Source organism: Tamlana crocina (assembly GCF_012037625.1).
In genome coordinates this window covers 78792-94668 of sequence record NZ_JAAVJS010000001.1, presented here as the reverse complement: position 1 = coordinate 94668, position 15877 = coordinate 78792, and the positions used below count along the sequence as shown (strand labels likewise).

14 protein-coding genes and 1 tRNA gene are annotated in these 15877 nt (G+C 38.3%); 7 read left to right on the top strand and 8 right to left on the bottom strand.

Translation table 11 applies throughout. The annotated features are described in order from the left end of the window. Positions 1 to 18: 18 nt before the first annotated feature. A complete protein-coding gene (lepA, locus tag HC176_RS00440; protein WP_167916210.1) occupies positions 19 to 1815 on the bottom strand; it encodes a translation elongation factor 4 in 1797 nt (598 codons plus the stop codon). Positions 1816 to 2273: 458 nt separating this feature from the next. Between lepA and HC176_RS20260 the strand changes: the two genes are divergently transcribed. Beyond that, on the top strand, positions 2274 to 2408 hold the full coding sequence (locus HC176_RS20260) for a hypothetical protein (protein WP_280818663.1): 135 nt from the start codon (positions 2274 to 2276) through the stop codon (positions 2406 to 2408). Between the two features lie 379 nt (positions 2409 to 2787). On the opposite strand, the gene HC176_RS00435 is transcribed toward HC176_RS20260, so the two are convergent. Then, a complete protein-coding gene (locus HC176_RS00435; protein WP_167916209.1) occupies positions 2788 to 3339 on the bottom strand; it encodes a hypothetical protein in 552 nt (183 codons plus the stop codon). A gap of 94 nt (positions 3340 to 3433) precedes the next feature. On the opposite strand from HC176_RS00435, the gene dusB reads away from it, so the two are divergent. Next, positions 3434 to 4429: a tRNA dihydrouridine synthase DusB gene (gene dusB / locus HC176_RS00430; RefSeq protein WP_167916208.1), complete on the top strand. Its 996-nt coding sequence runs from the start codon at positions 3434 to 3436 to the stop codon at positions 4427 to 4429. A 48-nt stretch (positions 4430 to 4477) separates the two neighbouring features. Then, positions 4478 to 4762 carry an Rdx family protein gene (locus tag HC176_RS00425; protein ID WP_167916207.1) on the top strand — a complete coding sequence of 95 codons (285 nt, stop codon included), beginning with the start codon at positions 4478 to 4480 and terminating at the stop codon, positions 4760 to 4762. A gap of 34 nt (positions 4763 to 4796) precedes the next feature. On the opposite strand, the gene HC176_RS00420 is transcribed toward HC176_RS00425, so the two are convergent. Together HC176_RS00420 and rbfA are read right to left on the bottom strand one after the other, a co-directional pair. Further along, positions 4797 to 6002, bottom strand: coding sequence for an ABC transporter permease (locus HC176_RS00420; protein WP_167916206.1), 1206 nt, complete (start codon positions 6000 to 6002; stop codon positions 4797 to 4799). A gap of 1 nt (position 6003) precedes the next feature. Then, the gene (gene rbfA, locus HC176_RS00415; RefSeq protein WP_167916205.1) at positions 6004 to 6399 is read right to left on the bottom strand and encodes a 30S ribosome-binding factor RbfA; all 396 of its coding nucleotides are present in this window, start codon (positions 6397 to 6399) and stop codon (positions 6004 to 6006) included. Between the two features lie 153 nt (positions 6400 to 6552). On the opposite strand from rbfA, the gene mce reads away from it, so the two are divergent. The 4 genes from mce (at position 6553) to HC176_RS00395 (ending at position 11907) form a co-directional block, all read left to right on the top strand. Further along, entirely contained in the window at positions 6553 to 6954 is a 402-nt protein-coding gene (mce, locus tag HC176_RS00410; protein ID WP_167916204.1) for a methylmalonyl-CoA epimerase, read from the top strand. Positions 6955 to 7104: 150 nt separating this feature from the next. Beyond that, positions 7105 to 7178 (top strand) — tRNA-Ile (locus tag HC176_RS00405). Positions 7179 to 7357: 179 nt separating this feature from the next. Next, entirely contained in the window at positions 7358 to 11182 is a 3825-nt protein-coding gene (locus HC176_RS00400; protein ID WP_167916203.1) for an Eco57I restriction-modification methylase domain-containing protein, read from the top strand. Then, positions 11179 to 11907 (top strand): hypothetical protein, encoded by a 729-nt coding sequence (locus HC176_RS00395; RefSeq protein ID WP_167916202.1) that lies wholly within the window; start codon positions 11179 to 11181, stop codon positions 11905 to 11907. Before HC176_RS00400 ends, HC176_RS00395 begins: the two co-directional genes overlap by 4 nt. A 44-nt stretch (positions 11908 to 11951) precedes the next feature. On the opposite strand, the gene HC176_RS00390 is transcribed toward HC176_RS00395, so the two are convergent. The 4 genes from HC176_RS00390 to HC176_RS00375 all read right to left on the bottom strand — a co-directional run bounded on the left by HC176_RS00390 (position 11952) and on the right by HC176_RS00375 (position 15834). Continuing rightward, a complete protein-coding gene (locus HC176_RS00390; RefSeq protein WP_167916201.1) occupies positions 11952 to 12299 on the bottom strand; it encodes a hypothetical protein in 348 nt (115 codons plus the stop codon). Between the two features lie 290 nt (positions 12300 to 12589). Beyond that, the gene (locus tag HC176_RS00385; RefSeq protein WP_167916200.1) at positions 12590 to 13255 is read right to left on the bottom strand and encodes a response regulator; all 666 of its coding nucleotides are present in this window, start codon (positions 13253 to 13255) and stop codon (positions 12590 to 12592) included. Positions 13256 to 13257: 2 nt separating this feature from the next. Next, a complete protein-coding gene (locus HC176_RS00380) occupies positions 13258 to 14898 on the bottom strand; it encodes a tetratricopeptide repeat protein (RefSeq protein WP_167916199.1) in 1641 nt (546 codons plus the stop codon). A gap of 45 nt (positions 14899 to 14943) precedes the next feature. Next, positions 14944 to 15834, bottom strand: coding sequence for a carbohydrate kinase family protein (locus HC176_RS00375; RefSeq protein ID WP_167916198.1), 891 nt, complete (start codon positions 15832 to 15834; stop codon positions 14944 to 14946). Positions 15835 to 15877: the final 43 nt, after the last annotated feature.

The window sequence follows — 15877 nt, the reverse complement described above, 5'->3', positions numbered from 1 at the left end:
TTAAAAAGCTTTTTTGGCTTAGTCGTTTAATTTTAAAACAGCCATAAACGCTTGCTGCGGAATTTCTACATTTCCTACTTGGCGCATACGTTTTTTACCTTTTTTCTGTTTTTCGAGTAGTTTACGCTTACGTGAAATATCACCCCCATAACATTTTGCGGTAACGTCTTTACGAAGGGCTTTTATCGTTTCGCGCGAAATAATTTTGGCGCCAACAGCTGCTTGGATAGGAATATCGAACTGCTGCCTAGGAATAAGCTCCTTAAGTTTTTCGCACATCTTTCGGCCAACGGTTTGGGCGTTATCGGCGTGTATCAATGCGGAAAGTGCATCAACGGGTTGGGCGTTCAAAAGAATGTCCAATCTTACCAATTTTGAAGGTTTTAAGCCGATAGGGTGGTAATCGAACGAGGCATATCCTTTTGAAACTGTTTTTAGTCTGTCGTAAAAATCGAAAACAATTTCGGCCAAAGGCATTTCAAAAGTCAGTTCAACCCTTTCGGTGGTCAAATAAGTTTGGTTGGTAATGATACCACGTTTTTCAATACAAAGCGACATCACGTTACCAATAAAATCGGCCTTGGTGATAATGGTGGCTTTAATGTAAGGCTCTTCCACACGGTTTAGGGTGGAAGGGTCTGGAAGGTCTGATGGGTTATTTACAATAATAACCTCATCGGGTTCTTTATTGGTAAAGGCGTGGTACGACACGTTGGGAACGGTGGTAATCACCGTCATATCGAACTCGCGCTCTAAGCGTTCTTGGATAATTTCCATGTGCAGCATGCCTAAAAAACCACAACGAAACCCAAAGCCTAAAGCGGCAGAGCTTTCGGGCTGGAATACCAAGGAGGCATCGTTAAGCTGCAATTTTTCCATCGAGGCACGAAGCTCTTCAAAATCTTCGGTGTCAACCGGGTAAATACCGGCAAATACCATAGGTTTAACATCTTCGAAACCAGAAACGACATCTTTTGTAGGGTTGGCAAAATCGGTAATGGTATCACCTACTTTTACTTCCTTTGCGGTTTTAATACCAGTAATTAGGTAGCCCACATCGCCAGATTTTATGCTTTGTTTGGCAACCTGGGTAAGTTTTAAGGTGCCTACCTCATCGGCGTAATAATCTTTTTTGGTAGCCACAAATTTAATGTGCTGCCCTTTTTTTATTTCACCATCAAATACCCTAAAATAGGTTTCAATTCCCCTAAATGTGTTGTAAACCGAATCGAATATCAAAGCTCGCAATGGCGCGTCGGGGTTGCCTTTTGGTGCCGGTATGCGCTCGATGATGGCTTTTAGGATATTATCGACACCAAAACCGGTTTTTCCGCTGGCATGGATAACTTCCTCTGGGTCGCAGCCTAAAAGGTCTACAATATCGTCGGTTACCTCTTCGGGGTTGGCACTTGGCAAATCCACTTTGTTCAACACAGGAATAATTTCCAAATCGTTTTCCAAAGCCAAATATAAATTGGAAATGGTTTGCGCCTGTATGCTCTGTGCGGCATCAACAATAAGCAATGCGCCTTCGCAAGCGGCGATAGAACGGGATACTTCGTAGCTAAAGTCTACGTGACCCGGTGTGTCAATAAGGTTAAGTACGTAGGTTTCGCCTTCAAAAATATAGTCCATTTGAATGGCGTGCGATTTTATGGTGATGCCACGTTCGCGCTCTAAATCCATATTGTCTAGCAACTGGTCCTGTTTTTCCCTAGCGGTTACCGAACCGGTATGATCCAACAAACGGTCTGCAAGCGTACTCTTCCCGTGATCAATATGTGCAATAATGCAAAAATTCCTGATGTTCTTCATAAAGCAATCTGTACCAAGATTCAATTTGCAAATATAGCTGTTTTAATGTGGAATATCTGCAAATTATTTCATCTGCGGACAATATGGGAATAAAATTTTTCCTTGACAAAATAAACTTACTTTTATGTATATTTAATTTTTCAATTTCAGAAAATAAATGGACCAATGCACTGCTAAAATTAAAAAGGGCCTCCTTTTTTGCTTTTTTTTCGTTATTTCAATCACCATTGTTTTAAATGCCCAACAGAAAAAAAACATTCCCGATATAGAAAAAATATACGTGCGCACCGATAGGGATTATTATATTTTGGGTAAAGATTTATGGTGCAAGGCTTATGCGGTAAATACCTTTAAACATTGGCTTTTTAGTCATAGCAAGGTGCTTTATGTGGAGTTGATTTCTTTTGAATTAAAAATTTTGACAAGGCATAAAACTTACATCCAGAAAGAGCTTGGCCATGGTGATTTTATTTTTGAAAAAAGACATTGAAATTATTGATATTTTTAAGCAGCAAACCAATGAACAAGAAGATTTAAATGGAAAAGGCTTAAAAAAACAGGAGCAAATACGATTTCTGAAATCCCCAAAATAGATGCCATTAAAGGGCCAAGTGCTCCTATTTTCGGTTCGGAAGGTGCCAACGGAGTCATTGCTATTTATACCAAGGAAGGCGCCATCAATACCGCCGAAAAAAGGTGTACCACAGCATAAAGGACAATTCAGAAGGTTTTTTATAGCAAACGTGTGTTTTACGAGTTGAATGCCGATAATGACGATTTCCAAGCAGAAAGCAAAGCCGCTGTAAGAAACACCATTTATTGGAATCCGTATGTGCACCCCGACACCACCGGAACGGTACAGGTAAACTTTAAAAACACCAAAATAGACACTAAAGCAAAAATAACTTTAGAGGGCATTACGGCAAGCGGTATTCCTGTGGTTAAGGAAGCTTGTTATACGGCTGAAAATAGTCAGAGTCCCAAAATTTTCGCATCCACATCAAATACCGAATCAATCAAAACATCAATTTGTTGCGATGTGGCTTCGTCGGCAGTAGCGTTAACACGAAGTGTAAACTGGTCTTCTTTAAGATAGGCTTCCAATTCTTTGTCTAAAACATCAAGTTCAAGCGTGCTTGCGTTTAGGTTTTTAATATCGATAAGGTTGGCTATTTCGGTTTCTTCAATGTTATCCGAATTTATGTAAATATGAATTTCCTTCAAAAAATTAAAGTTGGCATCTTCGGGCGAAGAAATGTTAAGCGTTATGCTTTTCAGTTTGATGCTTTCCACCGAATTTTTATTGGTCTTATTATTGCTAAACGTACTTTCGCTATTGGTTTCAATTTCCTGTTGAGGCAAGTTTAGAGGCAGGCCTATTGCTGCGCCTGGTACAGGTGGAATCGAATAAGTGGTTTGGTAATCCATCTCAAACTTGGTTAGGTCATCTAATTTGTCGACAACCTCGTCGCAGTTAAAAAGGAATAAAAAAGCAGAGCAGAAAAGTAAAATTTTGGCTTTCATAGGTTAAGTTTTGGGCTTAAATATAAGGTTTTCAAATGAAAAGCTTTTTAAAGAACCAATAAATAACTGTATTTTTGCGCCAAAATTGAAAGGTTTGGTAAAGATAGACAATATAGAACTTCCTGATTTTCCATTGCTATTAGCGCCCATGGAAGATGTTAGCGACCCGCCATTCCGTGCCCTTTGTAAAGAGCAGGGCGCCGATGTGGTTTACACCGAATTTGTGTCGAGCGAAGGGTTGATTCGTAATGCTGCCAAAAGTATTATGAAGTTGGATATTTATGAAAAGGAGCGCCCTGTGGGCATCCAAATTTTCGGTGCGAATTTAGACAGCATGTTGCAGACCATCGATATTGTTGCCGAATCGAAGCCCGACATTATTGATATTAATTTTGGTTGCCCAGTAAAAAAGGTGGTGAGCAAAGGTGCCGGAGCAGGTATTTTAAAAGATGTTTGCTTGATGGAGCAACTTACGGCCGAGATGGTAAAACGTACCAATATCCCCATTACCGTAAAAACCCGTTTGGGTTGGGACCACGATTCCATTCGCATTGTTGAGGTGGCCGAGCGCTTACAGGATGTGGGTTGTAAAGCCATTGCCATACATGGTCGTACCAGAGCCCAAATGTATAAAGGAAATGCAGATTGGAAACCTATTGCCCAAGTGAAGAACAATCCGCGAATGCACATTCCGGTGTTTGGAAACGGTGATGTAGATACGCCCGAACGCGCTGTGGAAATGCGCGATGAATACGGCTTGGACGGTTGTATGATAGGTCGTGCCAGTATTGGCAATCCGTGGTTTTTTAAGCAAGTAAAACACTTTTTTGAAACGGGTGAGCATTTAGAGCCTATTTCGTTGAAAGAGCGTGTGGAGGCGGCCCGTCGCCATTTGCAAATGTCCATTGATTGGAAGGGCGAAACTTTGGGCGTTTTTGAAACCCGTCGCCATTACACCAACTACTTTAAAGGGATTCCGCATTTTAAGGAATACCGAATGAAAATGGTAACCAGCGACCATGCCGAAGATGTTTTCGCTGCCTTCGATGAAGTTGAGGAGAAGTTTGCCGACTATCAGTTTGCGGAATAAACTACTCGTTGACTTTGCCAATTTCAATATCGTCAGAATACAATAACGATGAAAAATCAAGTTAAAATTATATACTGTACGCAATGCAAGTGGTTACTGCGGTCAACTTGGATGGCTCAAGAACTGCTAACAACATTTAGTGAAGATATAGATGAATTAACGCTTGTGCCGGGTACAGGTGGTGTTTTTGAGATTTATGCCAACGATGAAAAAATTTGGTCGCGAAAAGCCATGAACGGCTTTCCGGAAATTACCACTTTAAAAATAAAGGTTAGGGATGTAATAAATCCAACTAAGGATTTGGGGCATATTGATAGAAAAAAACAAAAATAAAGGTTTTTGTCAGTCGTGACCGAATAACAGAAATCTAAACACGCTTTACCAAAGCCTTTGAAATACGTGCCGATGCAATTTTAGAGGCCAACACACCCAATACCGAAATGGTTATAAAAACAATAATGAAGTTTTCAAGCTTTATGGTAACGGGATAAGGTAGCGTAGGGGTTATCATTACCCAGCCAAATGTTTTTTGAAGTAGCGTTACAATAAGCGCTAGAACCAGTCCGATAGCTCCGCCCACAATACTCATGAGACTGCCTTGGTAAAAAAATATTTTTCTAATGTCTTTAACCGTAGTGCCCATGTTAAAAATGGTGTTAAGGCTTTGTTTTTTGTCTAGCATCATCATAATCAAAGAGCCTACCACGTTAAAAAACGCAATAATCAACACCAAGGTAAAAATAAGATAGACCGCCAAGTTTTCGGTATTCAGCATTTTGTAAATGGCATCGTTCAACTGGGCGCGGTTTTTTAAAACCACTTTGTCGCCCAAAATGGATTGGATATTGGCTTTGGCAACAGCTTCATCAACACCATTTTTTAGTTTGAATTCAATAGCCGTGAATTGGTTCTCGTTATAATTCAGTAGGTTTTTTGCCAAATCAACCGGTGCATAAATATAGCTGTCGTTCAGCGTTTCGTTAATAAAAAACACGCCAATATTAATGGCCCTAACACTATTAAATGCATTTTTGGTTGAAGTTATGGCGCCTTTTCCGGGCTTGGGCACATAAACGTTTATGGGTTTTGTAAAATCTAACACCCCTAACGAAAGGCTGTTGGAAATACCCCAGCCCACCACAAGTTGGTTAGTTTTTTGTTCCAGCCAACTACCGTAATCGATCACCGAATCTATTTGTACTACATTTTGGTAATGCTCGTCTACCCCTTTTAAAACGGCTAATGTGTTCTTGTTGTCGGAAGTAATAAAAACACGCTCTTCAATAATTTTAGAGAATTGCGCAACATCATCCAATTGGTTGAGTTGCTTCAGTTCCTCTGGGGTTAAAGCAAACGATTTCCCTACCGAAGGTTCTGCCTTTAAATCGGGATCGACAATGGTAGAAAACTGAAGCGTAAAATCCTTTAATCCAGCAAAACCTGAAAGGACAATAAATAACGAGGCCGCCCCCAAAATAACACCAATAAGCGCGATGTAGGTTATAAAATTAATAGCATTGTTGCTGCTTTTGCTACGCAGGTAACGTTTGGCTATATAGAGCGGGAAATTCAAATTACGACTTTTTTCTTTTGTCTAAAGCATCGGGGTTTTTTATAGGGTCGTCTTCCCTTTTTAAAGACTTTTCTATGTTTTCAATGTATTCCAAAGAATCATCAATAAAAAACTCCAAATGGGGCATGCGGCGCAGTTGGTTTTTGGTGCGCTGTGCCAGCTCGTGCCTAATTAAAGGGGTGTTCGAGCGAATGCCTTCCAAAAGTTCTTTGCCTTTATTATTGGGGAAAATGCTCAAATACACTTTGGCAATGGAAAGATCGGCGGTAACTTTTACTTTCGAAACCGATATAATAATCCCGCGCATGCCGCCTTGAGTGGCTGCACCTTGCAGTACTTCCACCAAATCTTGTTGTAAAACCGAACCTATTTTTTTTTGTCTTTGACTTTCTTCCACAGTGAAAAATTTTAGAACCTTTCGTTTAAGGTACAAAAATAACGGATATTTAAAGATTATGTTACTTTTAGCGTGCTATTTTCGTATTTTGATGCTGATTTAGGTAAACCGAAAAATATTCGCTTTTAGGAGAGTGACAAAAGGCCAAGTTAAATGAACAAAATTGAACATATTGGTATTGCGGTAAAAAGTTTAAAAGAGTCCAATAGTTTGTTTTCAAAACTGTTTGGTGAAGCGCACTATAAAATTGAAGCTGTTGAAAGTGAGGGTGTAAAAACCTCGTTCTTTAAAGTGGGCGACAATAAAATTGAGCTTTTGGAAGCCACGACAAAAGATAGCCCTATTGCTAAATTTATTGAGAAAAAAGGTGAAGGCATTCACCATATAGCCTTTAGTGTTGATGATATTGAAGCTGAAATTGCCCGGTTAAAAAAAGAAGGTTTTGTGGTGCTAAACGATACCTCAAAACGGGGAGCTGATAATAAACTGGTGGCGTTCTTGCACCCAAAAACAACAAATGGCGTGTTGATAGAATTGTGCCAAGATATAAAGTAGCAACCATAAAACTTAAAATAACATGGGAAACTTCAAATCAAGGCAATAGGTTTTAAATATTGATTATCGCGTAAAATTTCTTGTAGAGTATTAAAATATGTAGTAATATTGCACTCTCTTTTAAAAGAGTGATATTAGTGAAGACTAATGGGTCCTATAACTCAGTTGGTTAGAGTATCTGACTCATAATCAGAAAGTCCCTGGTTCGAGCCCAGGTGGGACCACTTTTTTATAATCATAAAGCCTTGTAAATCATGTGTTTACGAGGCTTTTTTAGTTCTAGGGACGACTACATTTAAAATTTTTGGCGGTTTTAGCTTAAAACCTAAATTCCTATTGCTAGATTCTTTTTTAATAGTATTTTTAGCGTAAGATATATCTTAAATACATTTTTAATTGCGCTATGGGGTTATTCCAAAATTCTGTTTTAAACAAATATCTAAAAGGCTTAGATGCTGAAAAAGTAAACGACGCTTACCAACAATTTATCGCACATTTTCATAACCCTACCATACAGGAAAACATTCGCAATTCTAAAGAAGAGCAATACCAAGGGGAGTTTTTAATTGACCTATTTGTAAATGTTTTAGGCTACACCAAGAACCCGACGCCCGATTTTAATTTAACCACCGAGCTAAAAAACATAAAAGGCTCTAAGAAAACAGACGGTGCAATTTTATCAAGGGAGCATGCTCCCTTGGCCAAAGCACTCGCGGTAATAGAACTAAAAGGAACGAACACCACAGATTTAAGCAAGGTAGAAACACAAGCCTTTGGATATAAAAACAATCAACCAGGTTGTAATTATGTAATAACATCAAACTTCGAGAAGCTTCGTTTTTACATTGATAATGCCGTAGATTTTGAAGAGTTCAATTTGTTCCAATTATCAAAAGAGCGTTTCGATATTCTGTATTTATGCTTGTCCGCCGAATATGTTTTAAAAGATATTCCAAAGCAGATAAAAAATGAATCATTAACCCAAGAAGAAAACGTTACCAAAAAGCTGTATAAAGATTACGCTTCGTTCAGAAACGAAATTTTCAACAGCATACAGGCAGAAAACCCCGAATACGACAAACTAACCCTATTCAAGAAAACACAAAAACTCTTAGACCGCTTTTTGTTTATCTTCTTTGCGGAAGATAGATTGTTACTGCCCCCTAATTCCATTCGCTCTATTTTACAGCAATGGACAGATTTAAAAGATAAATACGACGAATACTTTCCTCTATACAACCGTTTTCAAAAATACTTCGGCTATATGAATACGGGGCATAAGGGACAAAAACACGACATCTTCGCATACAATGGCGGACTTTTTGCACCCGACGAGATTTTAGATAATATTTCAGTTGACGACGATTTACTTTATAAGCACACCCTTAACCTAAGCAATTACGATTTTGAAACCGAAGTAAGCGTTAACATACTAGGGCATATTTTTGAGCATTCGTTAAACGATATAGACGAAATACAAGCCGAAATACAAGGCACAACCACAGAGCAGAGCAAAACCAAGCGTAAAAAAGACGGAGTGTTTTACACGCCCAAATACATAACCAAATACATTGTAGATAACACCGTTGGCAAACTTTGCGAGGAAAAGAAAGCCGAACTTAATATTCAAGAAGCTGAATACGAAAAAGAACGCAAGGGCAGACAAAAAGCCACTATTAAAAAGCTAAACAAAAAACTGGAAGATTACCGTAATTGGCTTTTAAAAATTACCATTTGCGACCCAGCTTGCGGTTCTGGTGCGTTTTTAAACCAGGCATTAGAGTTTTTAATTGCAGAACACCAATATATTGACGAACTGCAAGCCAAGCTGTTTGGCGATGCTATGGTATTAAGCGAGGTTGAAAATGCCATTTTAGAAAACAATTTATTTGGGGTAGATATCAATGAAGAAAGTGTTGAAATAGCAAAACTATCTTTGTGGCTACGTACAGCCCAAAAAGGCAGAAAACTAACAAGCCTTAACCACAACATTAAATGCGGAAACAGTTTAATTGACGATCCCGAAATGGTGGGCGATAAAGCCTTTAGTTGGCAAAAGGAATTTCCAGGTATTTTCAAGGAAAAAGATAAAAAAGCTTACCATATTACCACGGCGCTGCACGACAGCAGAACCTCGCAACGCATGATTGATTATAAGGTTAGGGAAAAAAGAGATGGTGGTACAAACCCTTTGCCCAACTATACCAAGTTAACGCCAGAAGAAGAACTAACTATAACCAATGAAATCATAGCCATAGCAGAGGCCAAAAAGCTAAACATTATGGCGTATAATGTTTGTGGCGACCACATACACTTATTACTGGTTTGTGAAGAAGCAGAAGTGCCTAAGATAATGCAAGAGATAAAAGGTAAAACGGCTAGAACCGTAAATATAGCTAGAGGCGTTACCACAGCTAAGCCAGAGGCTCTGGATGCAACAAAAGAGCATGCCCCTTCCAACAAGGTTGCAACAAGGGAGCATGTTCCTTCCAGCAAGGTTGTAACAAGGGAGCATGCTCCCTTGCCCATTAGAGGTAAAAAACAAAACTCATTATGGACACAGAAGTTTGGCACGGTTAATATTAAAGATGATGCCCAACTACAAAACACCATAGCCTACATACAAAACAATAGGGAAAAGCACGGGTTGCCTATTAGCAAAAAACTTCAGTTGCAGGTCAATAACCCTATACTAAACCAAAGCTACGATGCTGTATTTGCCCCAGAATATGCTGGTGGTTTTGATGTGGTTATTGGAAATCCGCCGTACGTAAAATTAGAAACCATAAAAGAAGCCTCGCAACAATTAGAAAAACTGAATTATCAAACATTTGACAAAAGAGGTGATTTATACGTGCTTTTTGTTGAAAAGGGCTTTAATATTTTAAAGCAAAACGGCATTATTTCTTATATCATGCCAAACAAATGGCTTCAAGCAGGCTATGGAAAAAAATTAAGAGCCTATTTTTTAACCAAACAATTGCACGAATTAATTGATTTTGGCGATATTCAAATATTTCAAGGAGCTACAACTTACCCTATTATTTTTACAGCAATAAATAATAAGCCCAAAGAGCAGTTTAATGTCGCTGTGTTAAAATCGGCAAATGCTTCAAATTTCGAAACCAATGTGCAGCTAAGTTCAGAAACTTTCAGCACAAAGAAATTCAACGATTCTACATGGGTTATTTCATCACAAAACGACAGTGCTCTTTTAGAACGTTTAAACGGAGAATTTACTTCGTTGAATGAGTTTGTAGGTGGAAATGCCAATTACGGCATTAAAACAGGTTTAACCAAAGCTTTTTTAATTTCAAGGGAAGACAAAGACAGGCTGATAAAAGAAGACCCTAAAGCTGAAGAAGTAATTTATCCTTTTTTACAAGGAAGAGATGTCACAAGGTACGCTAAACCTTATGCAAAAAACCATTTAATCTTATTTGAAAAGGGAACAACAAAAAAGCAAATTGGAGATAAAACCGAGGTTGAGGCATGGGAATGGTTTCAAAAAAGCTATAAATCAATTGCAAATTGGTTGCTTCCGTTTGAAGAAAAAGGAAAGAAAAGGACAGATAAGGGGGATTTTTGGTGGGAACTTAGAGCATGCGATTATTACACCGATTTCCAAAAACCAAAAATCATGTATCAAACATTTCAGGTAAAACCTTGTTTTGTATATGACGAAAAGGGCTTGTACTGTAACAATTCCATGTGGATAATTCCAACCGATAATAAAAGCTTGTTGGGTATTTTAAACTCTAAAATGGGCTGGTGGCTCATTACGAAGTATTGTACACAAATTCAAAACGGCTATCAACTCATCTGGAAATATTTTGGTCAAATTCCCGTGCCCAACGTGTGGCACAATCATCCGCTTGCCGAAAAAGTAAGCCAAATAATCGAGCTGAAATCAGAATTCGAACAGCATCTTTACAGCATCCCCGAATTTCTTTTTGTAAAATATGGCTTCGATAAATTAAGCCGTAAACTTGAAAATTGGCATGAATTAGAGTTTGCTCCCTTTCTAAAAGAACTTAAAAAGCTAAAAATAGAATTGACCCTAAGCGAGGAAAGCCAATGGATGGACTATTTCAAAATGAAAAAAGAGGAAGCCCAAGAATTACAGAATAAAATAAACAAAACCGAAAGCGAAATAGACCAAATGGTTTACGAGCTATACGGCTTAACCGACGAAGAAATTGCCATTGTTGAAGAAGCCACAACATGAAAAAACACCGGGTAATATTAGAAATTGGTACAGAAGGCGGCGTATTTGAAGTATGCGAATCCTTTAATGGGCAAGGTGGCTTTTTTTATCGTGTTGAAGAAATGAAATACCCCAATATCGATGTGCTAAAAAAAGAACAACAAAAGACAGTTACCAATACACTAGAAGAAACCCTTGACGCCTTACAAAAAAAATACAGTGCCATTTGGGATTTTCACCCTGTATTTTGTCATCCAGAATATAGTGCCGTTATAATCACATATTTAAAACAGCACATAAAACACAAAGCCTCGCCACAATTCAGTTTAGAAAAATGGGCAGAGGTTTTAGGTTTAAATCGCGAAACCCTCTTAAAAAAAATTGCACCCAACAATTTAGGCCTTACCAAAAAAGAAAAAGACGTTTTAATTGGCATGATAAGAAGTGCCACACATAAAGTTTCAAAATTAATTGAGCAGGGCAAAATCGTTACTGGGCAGCAGTTTGAGCATATCCTAGAAGAAAAAACGATAAAGCATGATATTTTTTTAATGGTTGAGAAATTTACAATCAGCAGTGGCAGAGGTATATTGGGCGACCCCGATGTTGAAATATTCATGTCTTGGGGCAAGTATAAATTCGTGTCTACTTTTAGTTTGCTAGAGCCCTCTTACAAACATGAGAACAAAACACCGTTTGCTCAACGTTTTGTTGTTGAAGAAGTAACCGAGGGTTATGGCTTGTAGTATTTGGGTTTTTATTAAAAGTGGCTTTAAGCAAAGCCTTTAGCTTAACTAGTTTTTGTTTTAGAAACGTTTTCTCCCAGTTTCGCTATTCCTAATTGTTGTATTTCAACGAGTTTTTTATGGTTGTTTTTATGCTTTACAATGTCTTGGAAAATAACAACCGCAATATCATAATTTTCAGAATCCACAAATCGATTAGGGTTGTAGGTGTGTACCAAATGTTTATAGAGCTTTTTGGTACTTAGTTTGGAGGGCTGTTTTTTTCTTGGTGTCAAGGTGCTTTCTTGTTTAGAAAGCTGTTTGGTGGTGGTTTGTCGTATGAAATAGTTAAGCCATTTGGAGCAACCTTTTGTTACACGATTTTTTAGGTTTAAGTTTTGGAGGCAAACCATATGTTTAAAGTTTTTGGAGATACGGGGCTATATGCACAAAGTGCTTTTGGTTTTGTGCTGGTTGATCCAAATGTAACAACAGTTTGTTGTTTTTTGTTACGGCTTCCCGTACTAGGTTGATAAAAAGTTGGTTATGCGCGTGTTTTTGGTAGGTAGCAAAAAAACACGCCCCGATTAAGGGGCGTGAAAATTCAATCATTTTTCTATGATTGAGAATTATTAATAGCAATGCAATATTAATATTTTTTGAGGTATTTAACTTACGGATTACCGTAAAGAAATTATTATCTTTAAATGAGTCCGAGGTCTTTTGTAATGGCTACTAAATGAATGGCGTTGTTGGCTTTAAAAATGTCTTTTAGTTTGTTGATGCGTTTTTCTATGGAACTTAAACTGGAAGGCGACACATTTTGTGATTTAAGAAGTGAGCTGATTTCGCTTTGCGAAAGCCCCAAGGAGAGGTTTTTAATAAGCTCGATGTCGTAATCGTCAATTTCTAAATTGTTGTTGCTGTTTAGGGCGTTTTCAACCTGTGGCGAGAGGTAGGTTTGGTTTTTGCTTATGTGTAGAATGGCTTCAGATAATTCCGCAGCGCCTTTTCGGCCTTTGCAAACGTATGCGCTAATACCATATGTGTTTACCAAGCTGCGCACTTTTTGCAGCCGCTCTTCCATAGAATATATTATAATGGGTAAGTTGGGGTAGTCTGGTTTTAGGGCTTCTACCAGTTCTTCACCCGATTTAATTTTACTTTCTTTATAATCTTCCTTAAAAGACAAATCAGAAATCAACAGGTCGAATGGGGCGTTATCAAGAGTGGCTTTTTTTATTTTTAAGTATGCTTCGTCGCAGTATTGCGCTTTCACAACATCATGGATGTTATTGGATTGAAGGACTTTTAGAACGCCTTCGTTAACTACATCGTGGTCGTCAACCACCAGTGCTCTTTTAAACATAATTAAACAGATATTTTGGCTTTGAATCCTTTATTGGGTTCAGATTCAAAACTAATGGTTCCGTTAATAGATTTTATACGGTTTTCCATATTTCGCATGCCAGATCCTTTTTTAAATACGCAAACTTTGCCATTGTCGGCATAATTAATATGGGTTTTGTTGTTAATTTTTTTAAAGGATATAATAGCGTTGTTGCATTGGCTGTGCTTTTTCATGTTGACCAAAAGTTCTTGCAGCACCCGGTATAGTGTAATTTTTTTAATATTGTCGAAACTGTGCCAATTAATAGTGTTCATGCCTCGGGTAATCACATTTACCGAATGGGTACTGTAGCTAGCAAAGAGTTCTTTCAGTTGGGTTTGGTAATCGTCATTAAGGTCGATAGAGCTATTTTCTTTTGAAATATCTCTGGTTTTGGAATAAACCAAGTCCAAATCGTCTAAAATATCGTCTTGAATATTAGTGTTATTTTGAAGCTTACTCATTATTTGGTAAACATCGTTGGCCAACTCGTCGTGTACCTTTTTTGAAATGCGCGATTCGGTATGGTAAACGGTTTTAATTTTGTCTTTTTTATGCCTCACCTTAATGATTAAAAAAGCGAATACGGATGAAATTAATATTAAGCCACCAATGCCTTGGTACATGATTTTGTCGGCTCTTTCCTTTTCCTGTTTTATTTTGTTTTCTTGGGCTATTTGCTCTTGCTTGGCGTAGTTGAATTTTATTAAGGCATACTTATTTTCGGCCATTTGCCTTGAGGTGTCGATGCTGTCTTTTAATTTTTGATATTGCAAAATCATGGGGTTGGGGCTTAGCGACATCCAGTGGGAAAGTGCGTCTTCAAGAAACGAGGCGCTGTTTAGTTTTTTTGCGGTATTGTAGGCTTTTTGCGCATAATGTTGCGTGGTGGGTTTGTCTTGGTGCTTCTTATAGTAAATCGATAGGTTTTTATAGCTGGAGTAAAGTCCTTTTTGGTCGGCTATTTTAAGCCTGATTTGTAGCGCATCCTTTAAAATATCTAAGGCTTCCTGTTTACCGAGTTTAAGTTTGGTTAGCCCTAAATTATCTAATGCCCGTGCTGTTTGTTTGGCATTGTTAAGAGTTAGGCTATTGGTGTAAATGTCCTGAAATTCGTTTTCGGCTTTTTCAAAGTTAGATTCATCGATATAAATTAACCCGATGTTGTTTCTAATAATGTTGATTTGGTTTTCGTTGGAAGCATGTTTTAGTGCTTTTTGAAAATGTTTTAAAGCTTCGTTGTAGTTTAGTAACGTATAATGAATGCGTCCTAATTGATTGTAAATGCCCACTTTGCATTCTGATGTAATCTTGTTTTCTTTTAGGTTTTCGAGTAGCTTTAAAGCTTTTACGGCATTGGTTTCACTTCCAAAATAATCGCCAAGCCCAAATTGAATAATAGCTAGTTGCCTAAGGTTGTTTACGGCCGGAATGGTGTCGCCCGCAGTCAGGTTGCTTTCGTACTGCTTATTAAAATAAACATAAGACTGCACTAAGCTACTGCTGTTTTTGGGGTTGTTGGCTAAATGGCTGTAATATGCTGTGCTATCGGTTTTTTTCTGCGGAGAAAAAGTTTTAGCGCAAACCACCAAATTGGAAGCCATAAAAAAGAGGAATGACACGTAAATCGTTTTCATTCAATGATAAAAAAAAGGTTTTTAGAAAAATTAATGAAGCCCTGGATGCATAAACGTGCTTATCGTTTCGTCCGAAATTTTAGGGTTTGCCCCCTCGCTGCCCGCAACTAAAGCGCCAACCGCACAGGCAAAATCAATAGCCTTTTGGGGTTCGGTATTATTTAAAAGCTGGCTGATTAACGAGGCCAAAAACGAATCGCCCGCGCCAACGGTATCCACAACGTCAATTAAGTAGCCACTATTGTAATAGAGTTTGTCGTTGTAAAGCAGTACGGCACCATGTTCGCCTTTTGTAACGCAAATGTGTTTGGTTTCGGTTTGTTCGGCCATAAAATGCAGGTTCTGTTCCAACGATTTGTATTTAGAGCCCATCATTTCGCTTATTTCATAAAGTTCGTCGTCGTTAAATTTTATAAAATCAGCCTTGTCCATTAAATACACGAGTACGTCTTTATTGTAATGCGGCGGCCTTAAATTGAGGTCGCATATTTTGTACTGTGCTGACTCAATGAGGTTGAATAGGGTGTTGCGCGAGGTGTCGTCGCGTGCGGCCAAACTGCCAAAAACAAAAGCATCGGCATCTTTTACCGCTTTTTGGGCTTCGTCGGTTAAAAGGATTTTATCCCAAGCCCTGGGGTGTTTTATACTGTACGAAGCTGCTTCTTTTTGGTTCAATTTCACTTTTACCTTTCCAGTTTTGTATTTATACAGTACCTGAACGTGGTCGGTATTTATATGGTTTTCGTTTAAATATTGCAGTAGTTTTTCGCCCCAAACATCGGCGCCAATGGCACTGACCATCGATACATCATTTCCAAAGGAAGCTAATCTGCTGGCTACATTCAGTGGTGCGCCCCCTATTTTTTTTTGATTGGGGAATACATCCCACAAAATTTCTCCAAAACATACCATTTTACGCATCGCTCTACTTTTTCATTAAAGTTCTAAAAAAATCGGTAATTCG

Bases quoted from the DNA above. Each gene is read 5' to 3' on its own strand.
- lepA (WP_167916210.1), bottom strand. From the start codon at position 1,815: ATGAAGAACATCAGGAATTTTTGCATTATTGCACATATTGATCACGGG.
- HC176_RS20260 (WP_280818663.1), top strand. From the start codon at position 2,274: ATGGTGATTTTATTTTTGAAAAAAGACATTGAAATTATTGATATTTTT.
- HC176_RS00435 (WP_167916209.1), bottom strand. From the start codon at position 3,339: ATGAAAGCCAAAATTTTACTTTTCTGCTCTGCTTTTTTATTCCTTTTT.
- HC176_RS00425 (WP_167916207.1), top strand. From the start codon at position 4,478: ATGAAAAATCAAGTTAAAATTATATACTGTACGCAATGCAAGTGGTTA.
- mce (WP_167916204.1), top strand. From the start codon at position 6,553: ATGAACAAAATTGAACATATTGGTATTGCGGTAAAAAGTTTAAAAGAG.
- HC176_RS00400 (WP_167916203.1), top strand. From the start codon at position 7,358: ATGGGGTTATTCCAAAATTCTGTTTTAAACAAATATCTAAAAGGCTTA.
- HC176_RS00395 (WP_167916202.1), top strand. From the start codon at position 11,179: ATGAAAAAACACCGGGTAATATTAGAAATTGGTACAGAAGGCGGCGTA.
- HC176_RS00390 (WP_167916201.1), bottom strand. From the start codon at position 12,299: ATGGTTTGCCTCCAAAACTTAAACCTAAAAAATCGTGTAACAAAAGGT.
- HC176_RS00385 (WP_167916200.1), bottom strand. From the start codon at position 13,255: ATGTTTAAAAGAGCACTGGTGGTTGACGACCACGATGTAGTTAACGAA.
- HC176_RS00375 (WP_167916198.1), bottom strand. From the start codon at position 15,834: ATGCGTAAAATGGTATGTTTTGGAGAAATTTTGTGGGATGTATTCCCC.